A 14,975-nucleotide genomic window follows, 5' to 3' on the forward strand; every position below is an offset into this window, starting at 1 on the left:
GAAACCCCTCGTGCCATCTCTTCGCACAGCACAAGCCGGCCGGTTGGGCCGCGGTGCTCCCCCGCCGCAGCGAGCGGCGGGCTACTCGTCGATTTATTTGTCGTTGAGGCAGGCGATGCCCGGCAGCTCTTTGCCCTCCAGGAACTCGAGGGAGGCGCCGCCGCCGGTGGAGATGTGGCTCATCTTGTCGGCAAAGCCCAACTTGGTGACAGCCGCCACCGAGTCGCCGCCGCCGATGATGGAGATGGCGCCGCTGTCGGCCACGGCCTTGGCGATCTCCAGGGTGCCGTCGGCGAACGGGGCAAACTCAAACACGCCCATGGGCCCGTTCCAAATCACGGTGCCGGCGTCTTTCACGGCGTCGCAGAAGAGAGCGATGCTCTTGGGTCCGATGTCCATGCCCATCCAGCCGTCGGGGATGTTGTCGGAGTCCACCAGCTTCTTGCCGCAGTCCTCGGCAAAGTGGTCGCCCACCTGGTTGTCGATGGGCAGCAGGAACTTGACGCCCTTGGCCTCGGCTTTGGCCATCATCTCTTTGGCCAGCTCGACCTTGTCGTCCTCGCAGAGGGAGTCGCCGATGGTGAAGCCCTTGGCCTTGAAGAAGGTGTAGGCCATGCCGCCGCCCACGATCAGGGTGTCGACCTTTTCGAGGAGGTTGTTGATGACGCCGATCTTGTCGGAGACCTTGGCGCCGCCCAGGATGGCGACCAGCGGGCGCTTGGGGTTCTCCAGGGCGCCGCCCATGAAGTTGATCTCCTTCTGGATCAGGTAGCCGCAGACGGCGGGCAGGTACTCGGCCACGCCGGCGGTGGAGGCGTGGGCCCGGTGGGCCGCGCCGAAGGCGTCGTTGACGTAGACGTCGGCCAGAGAGGCCAGCTCTTTGGCGAAGGCGGGGTCGTTCTTCTTCTCCTCTTTGTGGTAGCGCACGTTTTCAAGCAGCATCACGTCGCCGTCTTTCAGCTCGGAGGCCAGTTTCTTGGCGTCGTCGCCGATGACGTCTTTGGCCATCTTGACCTCTTTGCCCAGCAGCTCGCTGAGGCGGGCGGCCACCGGGGCCAGGGAGAACTCGGGCTCCCAGCCCTCTTTGGGACGGCCCAGATGGGAGCAGAGGATCACCTTGGCGCCCTGGTCCACCAGGTATTTGATGGTGGGGAGCGCAGCGACGATCCGCTTGTCATTGGTGATGACGCCGTCTTTCAGGGGAACGTTGAAGTCGCAGCGGGCGAGAACCTTCTTGCCGGCTACATCGATGTCTTCAATGGTCTTTTTGTTCAGAGAGGTCATGTGTTTGCCACCCTTTCGTCTTTTCTTTTTATTGTGAATAAAAAAACAAACCGAGATACAGGGCCGCCCGCCGGGGCAGGCTGGTCCTTTTCTATTTTACACGATATCAGTGGGCTTTTCAAGGCGGTTTTCCCCTCGAAAGAGGGGCTTTTTTCGGGGATCCCGGGAGCCCGGACTCACCGCTTTTTGGCGCCCTTGACCAGCACTCCCACCACCTTGGGCCCCGCGTTGATGGCGATGCTGGCCCCGGCCTTGTAGCGGCCGGAGCAGCTGTAGCGGAATTTCTTCTCCAACTGCTCGGTCAGCTCGTCCCCGGGGGCGTCCAACTCCCCGCTGATGACCACAAAGGGGCTGCGCTCGGCCATCCGCTTCTCGGCCCAGCGGCAGAGGCCGGGGATGATGTTGGCGTCCCCCCGCACCTTCTCCACGATGTTCATCTCCCCCTGGGAGATCTGGAGGATGGGCCGCAGCCCCAGCAGTTCGCCCACAAAGGCGGCCGCGCAGCTGATGCGCCCCGACTTTTTGGCAAATTGGAGGGTGTAGACCGAAAAGTAGACCTCGGCGGTGTCAAACCAGTCCAACAGGTAGTCCCGCACCGCGGCGTAGCCCACCCCTTTTTGCACCATCCGCGCCGCCTCGGTCACCGGGAAGCCGTAGCCCAGGGAGTAGGTCTTGGAGTCGATGACCTTGATCTTCATCTGCGGCGCGTCGGGCTCCTCTTTGAACATGGCCTTGGCCTGCAGGGCCGCCTGGTACATGTTCGAGCCCTTGGAGTTGATGGTCACGTGGATCACGTGGGTGTACCCCTCCTGGGCGGCCCGCTCGTACTCCTCCAAAAACTGGTGGGCGGGGATGTGGCTGGTGGTGGGGATCTTGACGCAGCGGTCGAGCACGCCGTAGAACTCCTCCTTGGTGAAGTCCACTCCCTCCAAATACCCCATCCCGTCCACCTCGAGGGGGATGGGGAGGATGCGGATGCCCAGCTCCTCGGCAGTCTCCTGGGGGATGTCGCAAGCGGTGTCGGTGAGGATCAGCAGTTTTTCCATTTGGCACAACCTTTCGCAATCGGTTCTTGTGGTGGGGAGGGGGCCTAGCGGGCGTCCTCCCAGTTGTAGCGGGTCAGCTTTCCTTGCGAGTGCAGGGTGGGATAGCCCCACTGGCGCAGGACTTCGTACACCCCGATGGCCACCGTGTTTGACAGGTTCAGGCTCCGCGCCGCCGCCAGCATCGGCAGCCGGACGCAGGTGTCGGGGTGGGCGAAGAGCAGCTCTTCGGGCAGCCCGGCGTCCTCCCGGCCAAAGACCAGGTAGCAGCCGTCCGGGTAGGCCACGTCGCTGTGGACGGTCTGCCCCTTGGTGGTGAAGTAGTAAAAGGGGCCCTCGTTCTGGGCAGCGAAGTCCGCCCAGCCGTCGTAGTGGCGGATGTCCAGCAGATGCCAGTAGTCCAGCCCCGCCCGCTTGAGTTTCTTGTCGTCGATCTGAAAGCCCAGCGGCCCCACCAGGTGGAGCCGGGCGTTGGTCGCCGCGCAGGTGCGGGCGATGTTTCCGGTGTTTTGTGGGATCTGCGGTTCCACCAGCACGATGTTCAGCTCAGCCATGGCCGGCCCTCCTCTCCTCTCGGCAAATCAGTCGCCCGTCTTCCCCAGCCGCTCAAAGATGCCGGCCTTTTTGAGGATGGGCTCCAGCAGCGAGTAGAGCAGCAGCGAGACCACCACCGCGATGATCGCGTTGACCCCCGAGGTGAGGGCCTTGGTCCCCGCGGCCACCAGCACCGAGTCGAGCATCTTGCCCTGGAGCAGGGTCCCCATGAGGATGTTTTTGACGGTGTAGAGGACCACGTACAGCCCGGCGCCGGCAACGGCCCCGGCGGCGCGGCTGCCCTTGCCGCCCCGCTTGGCGATGGCGCCGCAGGTGGCGCCCATGGCGAATTTCATCAAAAAGGTGATGGGCGACTCGGCGATGTAGGCCGGGTCGAACAGGTCGTAGACCGCCGAGCCCAGGCCGGCCGAGAGGCCGCCCTTCAGGGGGCCGAGGATCATCCCCGACAGCAGGCACATCACGTTGCCCAGGTGGATCATGGTCTTGCCCAGCGGGGTGGGGATGTCGATGTGCAAAAAGGTGGCCACAAAGCACATGGCCCCCATCAGCCCCACCAGGGTCACGGTGTAGATCGAACTCTTGCGCTTCATTTTTACTCCTTCTTTTCGTGCAGAGATAGGGTTTGGCCGCTCCGCGGCCGGGAATGCTAAAAGGGTTCGGCCCGAGAGGGGCCCAGCGGCTCCAGCAGCTTGGGGAGGGCGGCTTCCACCAGCACCCCGTGCCGGGGGTCGGTGCCTGCGGCGGCGGTGAGGGAGATGGCCTCCTCCACAAACTGGGTGGCCCGCTGGGCGGCCTCGGCCAGGCTCTGCCCCGCCAGCAGCCCGCCGGTGAGCACGGCGGTGAAGATGTCGCCGGTGCCCGGGTAGGAGCCGGAGGCATACCGCCCGCGGATGCGGAAAAAAGTCTCCCCGTCAAAGAGCAGGTTGTAGCGGCCGCCGTCCATCTCGGCGCTGGTGATCACCGCCCGGCCCGCCCCCTGGGCGCAGAGGGTGCGCAGCCACTTTTTGGCGCTGAGGGGGGTGAAGCGGACCGGCCGGGTGAAGTCCATCCCCAGCAGCATGGCCGCCTCGGTGGCGTTGGGGGTGATCACGTCCCCCGCCCGGGCCAAACTCTTCATCTTGGCCCGCAGCGGCGGGGTGCAGGTGCGGTAGGGCTTTTGGTGGTCCCCCATCACCGGGTCCACCACCTTGAGCGCCTTGGGGTAGGCGTCAAAAAAGGCCTTGCAGCACTCGATCTGGCGGCTGTCCCCCAGAAAGCCCGAGTAGATGCAGTCGAAGTCCAGCCCCAGGGACTGGTAGTGGCGCAGGGCCGGCAGCAGGGAGTCGGTCAGGTCGGTGATGACCGGATTCCCCAGCCCCCCTGTGTGGGTCGAGAGGATGGCGGTCGGCACCGGGCAGACCTGCACCCCCATCACCGAGAGCACCGGGGTGATGGCGGTCAGAGAACAGCGCCCAAACCCCGACAAATCGTGAATGGCCAGCACCCGCTTGGGCGGGGAAACCAGGTGTTCCATAGGGCGCCTCCTTCCTTTTGTTCCAAAATTTACCTGCCCTTGACGGGCGGCGAGACTCTTTCATACACAGCCAGTATATCACAAAAGGGGTGGGCAATACTAGTTGTATCTCGACCTCGGCCGGCTCCGCCGGCGCGGGGCCGCAGGTACAAATGAAGGAACGTGGGGAGGCATTTTCTATGAAACACAGCGGACACACCGCCCGCAACGTGGCCATCGGCATGGCGCTGGGCGCCGTGGCGGCCACCGTTGGCACCGAGCTGATGCACACCAACAAGCGGCAGCTGAAAAAAACGGCCGGTCGCGCCATGAAGACCATGGGCAACGTGGTGGGGGAAATCTCCACCATGATGCGGTAGCTACACTGCCGAGAGACGGGCGAGGGAGAGGGCCGGATGACATGTCACCCGGCCCTCTTTTTTGCTAAGGCGAAAAGGTCTGCGCCGATCAGCCCTCCAGCGCTTCTCTCAGGGGGCGGTAGGCGGCGATCAGCCGCTCCAGGGTGAAGCGGGCGTTGGCAGGACTGGTGGAGGGGAGGGGGATGTCCTCCACCCCGGTCTGGGACAGGCAGTGGCGCTGGTAGAGGGCGTGCGCCTTGGCCCCGGTGGTGAAGACGGCGCGCACCCGAGTCTTTTGGAGCAGTCCGGCGATGTCGTTGGCCCGGGGGCGGCGGATGGTGGCGTCCGCCGCCCCTTCTATCTCGCAGGCGGCCAGCACGTCCCAGAGGGCGATGTGCCGGCGCAGGCAGAGCTGCTCTTTTGCCGCGTTCCCCTCGGGGACGGGCTCCCCCAGCACCCCGGCCACCACCCGCCAAAAGCGGTTTTGGGGGTGGCCGTAGTAAAAGCCGTTTTCCCTCGATTTGGGCGAGGGGATGGTCCCCAGGATCAGCACCTCGCTCTCGGGTGACCAGACCGGCAAAAAGGTGTGTTCTACCAACTGTCCCACAAAAAAACCTCCCTCTGCCGGGGCTGTCTATTCGCCCCGGCCCTCACATAGAAGTAGTATACCCCCCTTTCTGCCCCCGCGCAATCGGCGCAGGGCGATTGTGCAAACCGCCCCGCCGGGGTATAATGGGGAAAACGCCATGGGAGGGGATCGGATGAGCGAGCACAATGAGAGAGACGGGGTCGAGCGGCTGCGCCGCTGGGTTGACAGCTGTGACAACATCGTCTTTTTTGGGGGAGCGGGGGTCTCGACCGAGAGCGGCATCCCCGATTTTCGCAGCGAGGATGGCCTCTACCGCCAGCACTACGACTGGCCCCCTGAGACCATCCTCAGCGCCGGGTTCTTCGCCGCCCACCCGGAGGAGTTCTACCGCTTTTACCGGGAGAAGATGCTGGTCACCGGCGCCCAGCCCGGCCCGGCCCACCTGGCGCTGGCCGAGTTGGAGCGGCGGGGCAAGCTGCGGGCGGTGATCACCCAGAACATCGACGGGCTGCACCAAAAGGCCGGCAGCCGCCGGGTATACGAGCTGCACGGCACCATCTACCAAAACCGCTGTCTCTCCTGCGGGGCCCTCTGCGGGCCGGAGGGGCTGGGGGAGAGCGGCCTGCCCCGCTGCCGCTGCGGGGGCCTCATCAAACCGGAGGTGGTCCTCTACGGCGAGTCGCTGGACGGGGCGACCCTGCAGGAGGCGGTGGACGCCATCTCCCGCTGTGAGATGCTGATCGTGGGGGGCACCTCCCTGGCGGTCTACCCGGCGGCGGGGCTGCTGCAGTACTACCGGGGTCGCCGGCTGGTGCTCATCAACAGGAGCCCCACCCCCCAGGACGGGCGGGCAGACCTGCTCCTGCGGGGCTCCATCGGCCCGATCCTCACCGAGGCCATCCGCCCCCTGGGCGGGGAGGCGGCCCTGTGAGCGGGCAGCGCCGGGCCGATATCCGCATCGGGGCCCTGGTGGACATCGTCCTCAAAAAGGACCAGCGCACCGGCCGCCTGACCAGGGGACACGTCAAGCGGATATTGACGGGCAGCGCCACCCACCCCCACGGCATCAAGGTGATGCTGCGGGAGGGCGACCAGGTGGGCCGGGTGCAGGCGATTTTGGAGGAGAGCGATGAATAAGCTGCAGGGATTTTACAGGTTGCGCCAGGGCGGGCTGCCCGCCGTGCCCTGGCGGACCTTTTCCCCCGACACCCGGCTGGAGGAGGGCATCCTCTGGACGGTGCGCAGTGCCGTCGAGCGGGGGGACGACCAGAACCTGCCTCGGCTGGTGGGGGCCCCCGCCGCCGAGGCGGAGGCCTTTGCCCAGGGGCTCTTGGGGGAGTTGGGCCCCGGCGGGCTGGTGGTCTACTACCCCTATTTTGTGGCGGAGAAGAGCGGGGTGATCGAGCTCTCCCCCTTTCGCACCGTCATCGAGGCGGTGCGGGGCGACCTCTGGAACTTGGCCACCGGCGGGGAGCACGACGAGACGGTGGTCATCACCGACGAGGACGTGGAGGTGATGGGGGACGAGGGCTTTCTCTCCCCCGCCGAACTCGACGAGTTGGCCGACTGCGCCCTGCGGGCCCGCCGCCGCTTTCGGGGGGAGCTGGGTCGGGCCAGCGCCCTCTATCTGGAGTGGAGTTACGCCTGCAAGAGCGACCTGCAGAAGCGGCCTGCCGGACCAGCCCAGCTGGTTTTTTACGAGTTGCGGGCGGTCTGACCCCGCCGCTTTGGGAAAGTGTCTGTCAAATTTCTGACAAAGGTTTGTCGAAAGCGGGAATATTGTTGCGAAAAAGCCCTTCCTTGTGTATAATAGGGGTATTCTGAAGCGGGTTTGGCGGCGATCGCCCCCGCTTTGGGGAAAAGGAGGTCGATTTTTTGACTTGCCCGAATTGCGGCGTCGACAACGCCGAAAACAGCGCCTTTTGCAAGGCCTGCGGCGCCTCCCTCACCGGGGAGCAGCCCGCATCGCAGGCGGCATGCCAGGGCGAGGCGATGCCCTCTCCCTACCAGCCGCCGGTCTACTCGATGTACGCCCCCTACCTGCCCGCCCCCCGGCGGGAGTACACCTGGAAAGACATCTGCACCATTGTCGGGTTCATCAGCTCCATTGCGGGGCTGTTCACCTTCTGGGTGGTGCTCTGCCCCATGGGGCTGCTCACCAGCTGCCTGGGGTACCGGGGCAACCGCACCAGGGGCCTGGCTGTGGCGGGCATCATCATCTCGCTGCTGGCCATCGCCATCAAGATCGGCTTTATCCTCTACCACCTGGACGTTCTCCCCTCCTGGCTCACCGACGGAGCTTTGTAGGGGGATTGACTGTCAGACACCCGCCGCCAATGGGGCGGTGGCTTTTGAAAGGAGAAAATGCAGATGAAATGTAACAAATGCGGCAGTGAGCTGGAGAGCGGCGCCAAGTTCTGCGCCGTCTGCGGCGAACCGGTCCCCCAGGCCCCCGAGGGCGACGGCGCGGCCCAGCAGCCCTACCAGAGTGCCCCCCAGCAGCAGCCCACCTACAACTACGGCGCCCCCCAGCAGGACGCGAGCTACAGCTACGGCGCGGCCCAGCCCCAGGCATCCCCGGTCTACGCCAACGTTCCCCCGGTCAGCGGCACCGCCTACCTGGTGTGGTCCATCATCGTGACCATCTTCTGCTGCCTGCCCCTGGGCATCCCCGGCATCGTCTTCGCCTCGAAGATCGACAAGCTGGCCGCCATGGGCGACCTGGCCGGCGCGCAGGACGCGGCCAAGAAGTCGAAGATGTTCTCCATCATCGGCGCCGTCGTGGGCGCGGTGGTCATCATCGTCTCGATCATCTTCTACGTGGCCGTCATCAGCGCTGCGGTCAGCGGCAGCTATTACTACTATTAAACACCCGGGGCCGTCGGGCCCCTCGGCAGGTGCCGCGGCGGCTTTCCGCCGCGGCATTTTTGCGCCCGTTTGCCCCTGGAGGGGTGGGGCAGTTGCCAAAACGGCGCACTTTCGGGTATACTAACACGGTATGTTCTTTGGCCCGGCAGCCGGTTTTGCCGGGCGGAAAGGGAGTGTTTGCAGTGACAGGAGAGACTGCGCGGCTGCGGCTGCGCCCCCTGACCGAGTCGGATGCCGACGCGGTGTTCTCTCTGACCAGCGACGCCGAGGTGGCCCGCTTCATGCGCTTTTCGAGACAGCGGGAGCGGGGTGAGGCGGTCCAGCTCATCCGGGGCTACCTCGCCTCGGGCGGCTGGGCCTTCGCCATCGAGCGAAAGGCGGACGGGCGGTTTGTGGGGGTCTACGCCGTCCGCCCCAGCGAGGGCGACCCCGCCCGCTGGGACATGAGCACCTTCACCGCCAAGGACTGCTGGAACCAGGGCTATTCCAGCGAGGTGCTGGGCGAGATCGTCCGCCTGGCAAGGGAGGAGCTGCCGGGGATCACCCTGGTGGGCCACGTGGTGGCCGAAAACCGGGGGTCGCGCCGGGTACTTGAAAAAAACGGTTTTTCCCACACCGAGACCCTCCATTTCCCCAACATGGAGGGGGAGGGGCTCTGCATCTACCAGCTCGCCCTCTGACCCCCGCCCGAACCATCTTGCAAAGGAGTTTTCTATGAGCGCCCTCTTCGCCTTTTTCGACGCCGTCTCCCAGGCTTTTCGCAGCTTCCTGGGGGCTGCCAACGACTTTTTGTACAGCTTTATCCTCATCTTTTTGCTGGTCATCGCCGGGCTCTACTTCACCGTTCGCACCCGGTTTGCCCAGTTTCGGCTGCTGCCCGACGCCATCCGCTCCATGACCGAGCGCCGGGAGAAGGGGACGGTCTCCTCCTTTCAGGCGCTGATGATCTCCACCGCCTCTCGAGTGGGCACCGGCAACATCGCCGGGGTGGCCACCGCCATCGCCCTGGGGGGTGCGGGGGCCGTCTTCTGGATGTGGGTCATGGCCCTGGTGGGGGCCGCCTCCGCCTTTGCCGAGAGCACCCTCGCCCAGATCTACAAGGTGCGGCGGGACGGCGAGTACCGGGGCGGCCCGGCCTACTATATTCAAAAGGCCCTGGGCAAGCGCTGGCTGGGGGTCCTGTTTGCCGTCCTCCTCATCGCCTGCTTTGCCTTTGGCTTCAACGGGCTGCAATCCTACACCATCACCTCGGCCTTCGCCCCCTACTTCGGGGCCTCGCTGGCCCCCTACGCCCCGGCCATCATCGGCCTGGTGCTGGCGGCGGGCACCGCCCTGGTCATCTTCGGCGGCACCCAGCGCATCGGCTTCATCACCTCCTTCATCGTCCCGGTGATGGCCATCATCTACATGGCCCTGGGCTTTGTCATCATCGGCCTGAACATCCAAAAGCTGCCCCAGGTCCTCTCCCTCATCCTCTCCCAGGCCTTTGACCTGCGGGCCATTGCCGGCGGCTTTGCCGGCTCGGCCATCGTCATCGGCATCAAGCGGGGGCTCTTCTCCAACGAGGCGGGGATGGGCAGCGCCCCCAACGCCGCCGCCACCGCCCAGGTCTCCCACCCGGTGAAACAGGGCACGGTGCAGGTTTTGAGCGTCTTTATCGACACCCTGCTCATCTGCACCACCACCGCTTTCATCCTCCTCTTCTCCGGGGTGCAGGGGTCGGAGAGCCTCAACGCCCTCCCCTTCGTGCAGGCGGCGGTGGGCAGCCAGGTGGGGCAGTGGGGCGTCGGCTTCATCGCCTTTTCGGTGCTGGCCTTTGCCTTTAGCTCCATTGTGGGCAACTACTGCTATGCGGAGGGGAACCTCCTCTTCATCCGGGACAACAAGGCCCTCCTCACCGCCTTTCGCTGGGTGGCGGTGGCCGCCGTCTTCTTCGGCGCCCAGGCCGACTTCGCCACTGTCTGGGACCTGGCCGACGTCCTCATGGGGCTGATGGCCATCGTCAACATCGTCTCCCTCTTCGCCCTGTCGAAGACCGTCTCCCTGGCCGAGCGGGACTACACCCGCCAGAAGAGGGAGGGCAAGGGCAAAGACCCGGTCTTTCGCCCCGCCCAAATCGGCATCACCGGCACCGACTGCTGGGAGGATGGCACCCAGCAATGACCCGCTTTGCAAAAAAGGGGGGCCGCTCATCGCGAGCGGCCCCTCTCTTTTTGTTTTAGGCGTGGCGGATTCCTGCGTGGCGGGCGATCTCCTCGTCCAGGGTGCAGAGGTCGTCGACCGACAGCTCGTCCACCCGGCGGTGGCCGCAGATGCGGCAGAAGGTCTTGATCTCCTCGCAGCTGCCCCGCAAAAACCGCTCCACCCGCCGGGCGCCCTCCTCCCCATCCAGCCGCTTGCGGAGGACGGGGTCCTGGGTGGCGATCCCCATGGGGCAGCGACCGCTGCCGCAGATGCGGTACTGGCGGCACCCCAGGGCCATCAGCGCCGAGGAGGCGATGGCCACCGCGTCGGCCCCCATGGCCAGGGCCTTGGCGAAGTCGGGGCCGGTCCGCAGCCCCCCGGTGATCACCAGCTCCATCTCCAGCCGGTGGCTGTCCAGGAACCGGCGGGCCCGGTGCAGGGCGTAGATGGTGGGCAGGCTGGTGCTGTCCCGCAGAAAGCGGGGGCTGGCACCGGTGGCCCCGCCCCGGCCGTCAATGGTGATGAAATCCGCTCCCGACTGGGCGATGAAGGCCAGGTCCTCCTCCAGGTGGCCGGCGGCGATCTTCACCCCGATGGGCCGCCCCTGCGAGCGGTCGCGCAGCCGGCTCACCAGGGCCCGCAGGTCGCCGGGGGTCTCGATGCCGGGGAAGCGGGAGGGGCTGTGGATGTCCTCCCCTACGGGCTTGCCCCGTAGGGCGGCGATCTCGGCGGTTACCTTCTCCCCCGGCAGGTGGCCCCCCATCCCCGGCTTGGTCCCCTGGCCGATCTTGATTTCGATGGCGGCGGCCCGGCGCAGGTTCTCGTCGGTGGCGCTGTACCCGTTGGGGGGGTACTCGTAGAGGTAGGTGGCGGCGGCCGCCTGCTCCTCGGGCAGGATGCCCCCCTCCCCCGAACAGGCGGCGGTGCCGGCGGCAGTGGCCCCCTTGGCCAGGGCGACCTTGGCCTCCCGCGACAGGGCGCCGAAGGACATGTGGGAGATGTAGAGGGGCATGGAGAGGACCATCGGCTTTTGGGCGTGCCGCCCGATCACCGTCTCGGTCGCCACCGGCTCCTCGTCGAGCAGGGGCAGCCTCGCCAGCTGCCCGCCCAGGAAGAGGATGTCCTCCCACCGGGGCAGGGGCAGGGTGGTGGCCATGGCCGCCGTCTCGCTCACCCCGGTGCGGGCCAGGCGGTCGATTTCCGCCAGGTGGGGGTCGGCGTCGGGGCTCCCCGGCGCCGACCCCTCCTCTCCGCCCGCCGGCGGTGGCGCTTCCTCCACCCGCTCAAACAGCGCCTTGGGGGCGGTGCAGCGGGGGCAGCGCCACCCCTCCTCCAGCTGGGCAAAGGGGCGGCCCTCCTCCCCCTCGTCATAGATATATCCGCAGACAGAACACCGGTATTTGGCCATGGGGACATCCCTCCTTTTGTCCATTGTACCCCGCCCCCGCCCAAAGCGCCAGGGCGCCGGCCGCACCTTGTGGAGAAGGGCGAAAAGCGTCCCCTCTTTTTGGGCAGAACGCGCTGATTGGGCGTTTGTCCCCTTTTTTTGCAAAGGCCGATTGCGCCCCGGCGTTTTTCCGTGCTATCATAGAACCGGCAATACCCCAACCGGAAAAAAGGACAGGAGGAAATAGGCAGAAATGAGCACCCTCTACATTGTCGCCGGGCTGCCCGGAACCGGCAAGACCACCCTTTCCGAGTACCTGCAAAGGGAGCTGGGCGTCCCCCTCTTTTGCAAGGACAAGATGAAGGAGATCCTCTTTGACGTGGTGGGCTTTCAGTCCCCCCAGGGCAAGGAGCAGCTGGACCGCGCCAGCACCGAGATCCTCTACTACGACGCCCGCCGCTGCCTGGAGGCCGGGGGCGACGCCATGATCGAGAGCAACTTCAAGGCCTGCGATCTCCCCGACGTGGAGAAGCTGGCCGCCGAGTTTGGCTGCCGCTGCGTCACCCTCTATCTCACCGGCAACCTGCGGGTCATCTTCGACCGGCTCTGCGCCCGCAACCACGCCCCCGACCGCCACCCGGCCCACGCCATCGACGACCACTACCCCCTCCTCCCCGGCGAGAGCGACCCCGCCACCATCTTGGAGGACTGGGACGAGTTTGAGGCCATGGTGACGAGCTGGGAGGTGGAGAAATTCCACCTGGGCCCGGTGGTCACGGTGGACACCACCGACTTTTCCAAAGTCGACTTCCCGTCCGTGCTGGCAGAGCTGCGGGCCTGCCTGCAATAACCGTACAGAGAAAAAGGAGGAACCAGACCAATGGCAATCAACTACCGCCCCTTCCCCAAGGACTTCATGTGGGGGGCCTCCACCAGCGCCTACCAGGTGGAGGGCGCCGCCGAGGAGGACGGCAAGGCCCTCTCCCAGCAGGACGTCATCAACCGCCGCCCCGGCGTGGCCGACGCCTCCCTGGCCAGCGACCACTACCATCGCTTTAAGGAGGACGTGGCCCTGATGAAAGAGCTGGGGATGACCTCCTACCGCTTCTCCATCTCCTGGTCGCGGGTCTTCCCCCAGGGAAATGGGGAGCCCAACCCCAAAGGGGTGCAGTTCTACCGCGACCTCATCGACGAGCTGCTGGCAAACGGCATCACCCCCATCCCCACCCTCTACCACTACGACATGCCCCTGGCCCTGGTCGAAAAGTACGACGGCTGGATCAGCAGGGAGAGCGTGAAGGACTTTGCCCACTACGCCCGCTTCATCATCAACGAGTTCAAGGACAAGGTCAAGTACTGGACCACCATCAACGAGCAGAGCATCATCGTTCAGTTCTGGACCCAGAAGTGCCTGATCCCCGAGAAGTACCTGGACGACCCCCAGATCCGCTACCAGATCAACCACCACCTCAACCTGGCCCACGCCATCGCCTGCAAGCTGGTGCACGAGCTGGTCCCCGGCGGCATGGTGGGCGCGGCCATCAACACCGCCCCCATCTACGCCCTGACCTCCAAGCCCGAGGACGCGCTGGGGATGCTCAACGCGGTGGACTTCCGCACCCTCTTCTACTTAGACGTCTACTTCAAGGGGGAGTACAGCAAGGCCTCCATGATCTACCTGGAGGAGCACAACATGGCCCCGGTGATCGAGGAGGGGGATCTGGACCTCTTTAAAGAGGGGTACTCCGACTTCCTGGCCTTCAACTACTATTCCAGCGACTGCGCCCGCAGCGCCGGCGACGCCACCGAGCGCACCGAGCAGGGGGTCAACTGGACCGGCAAGAAGGGGGAGATCGAGTCCTACGAGACCGAGCCCGACTTCTTCCAGATCGTCCGCAACCCCGCCTGCGACACCACCGATTGGGATTGGGCCATCGACCCCGTCGGCCTGGAGTTCATCCTCCGCGACATCTACGCCCGCTACGGCAAGCCGCTGATGATCACCGAAAACGGGATGGGCGCCTACGACACCCTCACCGACGACAAAAAGGTGCACGACAGCTACCGCATCGACTACCTGCGTGCCCACATCCAGGCCATCCAGCGGGCCATGCACTACGGCGTCGAGGTGTTGGCCTACAACCCCTGGTCGTTCATGGACCTGCTCTCCACCTCCAACGGCTACAAAAAGCGCTACGGCTTTGTCTACGTGGACCGGGACGAGGAGGGCGGCAGCTGCGAGCGCATCAAGAAAGACAGCTACTACTGGTACCAAAAGGTCATCGCCACCAACGGCGCCGACCTGGACTAAAAGCCCCGCCCCTGGCGGCGGGGCCGAGAGAGGAGGGGACAGCTGTGCCCAAGCGCTGCGTCATCTGGGACTGGAACGGCACCCTCTTTGACGACCTGGACGTCTGCATCCGGGTGGAAAACGAGCTGCTGGCGGAGCGGGGACTCCCCCGCATCCCCAGCCGGGAGGCCTACCTGCAGGTGTTCACCTTCCCGGTGCGGGACTACTACCAGCGGCTGGGGTTTGACTTTTCCGCCGAACCCTACGAGGCGGTGGCGGCCGACTACATCCGCCGCTACGAGGCCGCCTGCTCCGCCTGCGCCCTCTGCCCGGGGGCGGAGGAGGCGCTTGCCGCCTTAGAGGAGCGGGAGCTCTGCCAGGTGCTGATCTCCGCCTCCGGGCGGCGGAGTTTGGCCCACCAGATGGCGCCCTTCTCCATCGCCTCCCGCTTTTCGGCCATCCTCGGGGTGGAGCACGACCTAGCCCACGGCAAGCGCGGCCTGGCGGAGGGCTGGCTGGCCCAGAGCGGTTTTTCGCCCGACCAGCTGGTGGCTGTGGGGGACACCCTTCACGACCTGGAGGTGGCCCGCGCCCTGGGCTGCGACTGCATCCTAGTGGAGGGCGGCCACCAGAGCCCCGCGGCGCTGCGGGCCTCGGGGGCGCCGGTCATCCCCACCCTCGTCCAGCTGCCCGCCGCAATTGACAGCCTAGGAAAATAGCGGCCTTTTGCCCAAAAATAAAGAGAGAGCCGGCGGTCAAAGGACCGCCGGCTCTCTCTCTTTGTGGCATTCACGCCCCCCTCTCCAGTTTTGCCGGGAGAGACAAATGGCATTGGTATACGGTTTTTATGAAGGGAAGGGGGTCGAGAGCGCAAAGGAAGGCAATTCGCTGGGGATGGGCGGCGCGAACCGCGCTCCCGGATCG

At 65.6% G+C, this 14,975-nt stretch carries 18 protein-coding genes; 11 read left to right on the forward strand and 7 right to left on the reverse strand.

Annotated elements, in window-relative coordinates; translation table 11 throughout:
• Nucleotides 1-93: 93 nt before the first annotated feature.
• The 5 genes from KQI11_RS00690 to KQI11_RS00710 form a co-directional block, all read right to left on the reverse strand.
• Complete coding sequence (locus tag KQI11_RS00690; protein WP_279287183.1) at nt 94-1,284, reverse strand: phosphoglycerate kinase; 1,191 nt, start codon at nt 1,282-1,284, stop codon at nt 94-96.
• A gap of 176 nt (nt 1,285-1,460) precedes the next feature.
• Nucleotides 1,461-2,330: a DegV family protein gene (locus tag KQI11_RS00695; protein WP_185915448.1), complete on the reverse strand. Its 870-nt coding sequence runs from the start codon at nt 2,328-2,330 to the stop codon at nt 1,461-1,463.
• A gap of 44 nt (nt 2,331-2,374) precedes the next feature.
• Complete coding sequence (locus KQI11_RS00700) at nt 2,375-2,881, reverse strand: tRNA (cytidine(34)-2'-O)-methyltransferase (RefSeq protein ID WP_216400718.1); 507 nt, start codon at nt 2,879-2,881, stop codon at nt 2,375-2,377.
• A 27-nt stretch (nt 2,882-2,908) separates the two neighbouring features.
• Nucleotides 2,909-3,472: an ECF transporter S component gene (locus KQI11_RS00705; RefSeq protein WP_216400719.1), complete on the reverse strand. Its 564-nt coding sequence runs from the start codon at nt 3,470-3,472 to the stop codon at nt 2,909-2,911.
• A gap of 56 nt (nt 3,473-3,528) precedes the next feature.
• Nucleotides 3,529-4,395: a pyridoxamine kinase gene (locus tag KQI11_RS00710; protein WP_216400720.1), complete on the reverse strand. Its 867-nt coding sequence runs from the start codon at nt 4,393-4,395 to the stop codon at nt 3,529-3,531.
• Nucleotides 4,396-4,574: 179 nt separating this feature from the next.
• On the opposite strand from KQI11_RS00710, the gene KQI11_RS00715 reads away from it, so the two are divergent.
• Nucleotides 4,575-4,754, forward strand: coding sequence for a hypothetical protein (locus KQI11_RS00715; protein ID WP_185915451.1), 180 nt, complete (start codon nt 4,575-4,577; stop codon nt 4,752-4,754).
• Nucleotides 4,755-4,842: 88 nt separating this feature from the next.
• Here the strand turns inward: KQI11_RS00715 and KQI11_RS00720 are convergent, their stop codons facing one another.
• The gene (locus KQI11_RS00720) at nt 4,843-5,340 is read right to left on the reverse strand and encodes a DNA-deoxyinosine glycosylase (protein ID WP_216400721.1); all 498 of its coding nucleotides are present in this window, start codon (nt 5,338-5,340) and stop codon (nt 4,843-4,845) included.
• Nucleotides 5,341-5,494: 154 nt separating this feature from the next.
• Here KQI11_RS00720 and KQI11_RS00725 point away from each other — a divergent pair, with 154 nt between their 5' ends.
• The 7 genes from KQI11_RS00725 to KQI11_RS00755 all read left to right on the forward strand — a co-directional run bounded on the left by KQI11_RS00725 (nt 5,495) and on the right by KQI11_RS00755 (nt 10,353).
• Nucleotides 5,495-6,253: an NAD-dependent protein deacylase gene (locus KQI11_RS00725; RefSeq protein WP_216400722.1), complete on the forward strand. Its 759-nt coding sequence runs from the start codon at nt 5,495-5,497 to the stop codon at nt 6,251-6,253.
• Complete coding sequence (locus KQI11_RS00730) at nt 6,250-6,459, forward strand: YwbE family protein (protein ID WP_185915454.1); 210 nt, start codon at nt 6,250-6,252, stop codon at nt 6,457-6,459. Before KQI11_RS00725 ends, KQI11_RS00730 begins: the two co-directional genes overlap by 4 nt.
• Nucleotides 6,452-7,039: a hypothetical protein gene (locus KQI11_RS00735; RefSeq protein ID WP_216400723.1), complete on the forward strand. Its 588-nt coding sequence runs from the start codon at nt 6,452-6,454 to the stop codon at nt 7,037-7,039. The genes KQI11_RS00730 and KQI11_RS00735 overlap by 8 nt, the downstream gene beginning before the upstream one ends.
• Nucleotides 7,040-7,197: 158 nt before the next feature.
• Complete coding sequence (locus KQI11_RS00740; RefSeq protein ID WP_216400724.1) at nt 7,198-7,629, forward strand: zinc-ribbon domain-containing protein; 432 nt, start codon at nt 7,198-7,200, stop codon at nt 7,627-7,629.
• A 63-nt stretch (nt 7,630-7,692) separates the two neighbouring features.
• Nucleotides 7,693-8,190: a CD225/dispanin family protein gene (locus KQI11_RS00745; protein WP_185915457.1), complete on the forward strand. Its 498-nt coding sequence runs from the start codon at nt 7,693-7,695 to the stop codon at nt 8,188-8,190.
• A gap of 182 nt (nt 8,191-8,372) precedes the next feature.
• Complete coding sequence (locus KQI11_RS00750; protein WP_216400725.1) at nt 8,373-8,870, forward strand: GNAT family N-acetyltransferase; 498 nt, start codon at nt 8,373-8,375, stop codon at nt 8,868-8,870.
• Nucleotides 8,871-8,904: 34 nt separating this feature from the next.
• Nucleotides 8,905-10,353, forward strand: coding sequence for an alanine/glycine:cation symporter family protein (locus tag KQI11_RS00755; RefSeq protein WP_216400726.1), 1,449 nt, complete (start codon nt 8,905-8,907; stop codon nt 10,351-10,353).
• A 55-nt stretch (nt 10,354-10,408) separates the two neighbouring features.
• Here KQI11_RS00755 and KQI11_RS00760 read toward each other — a convergent pair whose 3' ends face one another.
• Nucleotides 10,409-11,782 (reverse strand): glutamate synthase-related protein, encoded by a 1,374-nt coding sequence (locus KQI11_RS00760; RefSeq protein WP_216400727.1) that lies wholly within the window; start codon nt 11,780-11,782, stop codon nt 10,409-10,411.
• 232 nt (nt 11,783-12,014) lie between these two features.
• Here KQI11_RS00760 and KQI11_RS00765 point away from each other — a divergent pair, with 232 nt between their 5' ends.
• Genes KQI11_RS00765 through KQI11_RS00775 form a run of 3 tightly spaced genes read left to right on the forward strand, consistent with a single transcriptional unit; the run spans nt 12,015 to nt 14,770 of the window.
• Entirely contained in the window at nt 12,015-12,611 is a 597-nt protein-coding gene (locus tag KQI11_RS00765) for a P-loop nucleotide/nucleoside kinase family protein (RefSeq protein ID WP_216400728.1), read from the forward strand.
• A gap of 30 nt (nt 12,612-12,641) precedes the next feature.
• Complete coding sequence (locus KQI11_RS00770; RefSeq protein WP_216400729.1) at nt 12,642-14,072, forward strand: glycoside hydrolase family 1 protein; 1,431 nt, start codon at nt 12,642-12,644, stop codon at nt 14,070-14,072.
• Between the two features lie 44 nt (nt 14,073-14,116).
• Nucleotides 14,117-14,770, forward strand: a complete 654-nt coding sequence (locus KQI11_RS00775; protein ID WP_216400730.1) for an HAD family hydrolase — start codon at nt 14,117-14,119, stop codon at nt 14,768-14,770.
• The last annotated feature ends 205 nt before the right edge of the window (nt 14,771-14,975 follow it).

The organism is Acetanaerobacterium sp. MSJ-12 (genome assembly GCF_018917875.1).
Taxonomy (GTDB): domain Bacteria; phylum Bacillota; class Clostridia; order Oscillospirales; family Ruminococcaceae; genus Bittarella; species Bittarella massiliensis.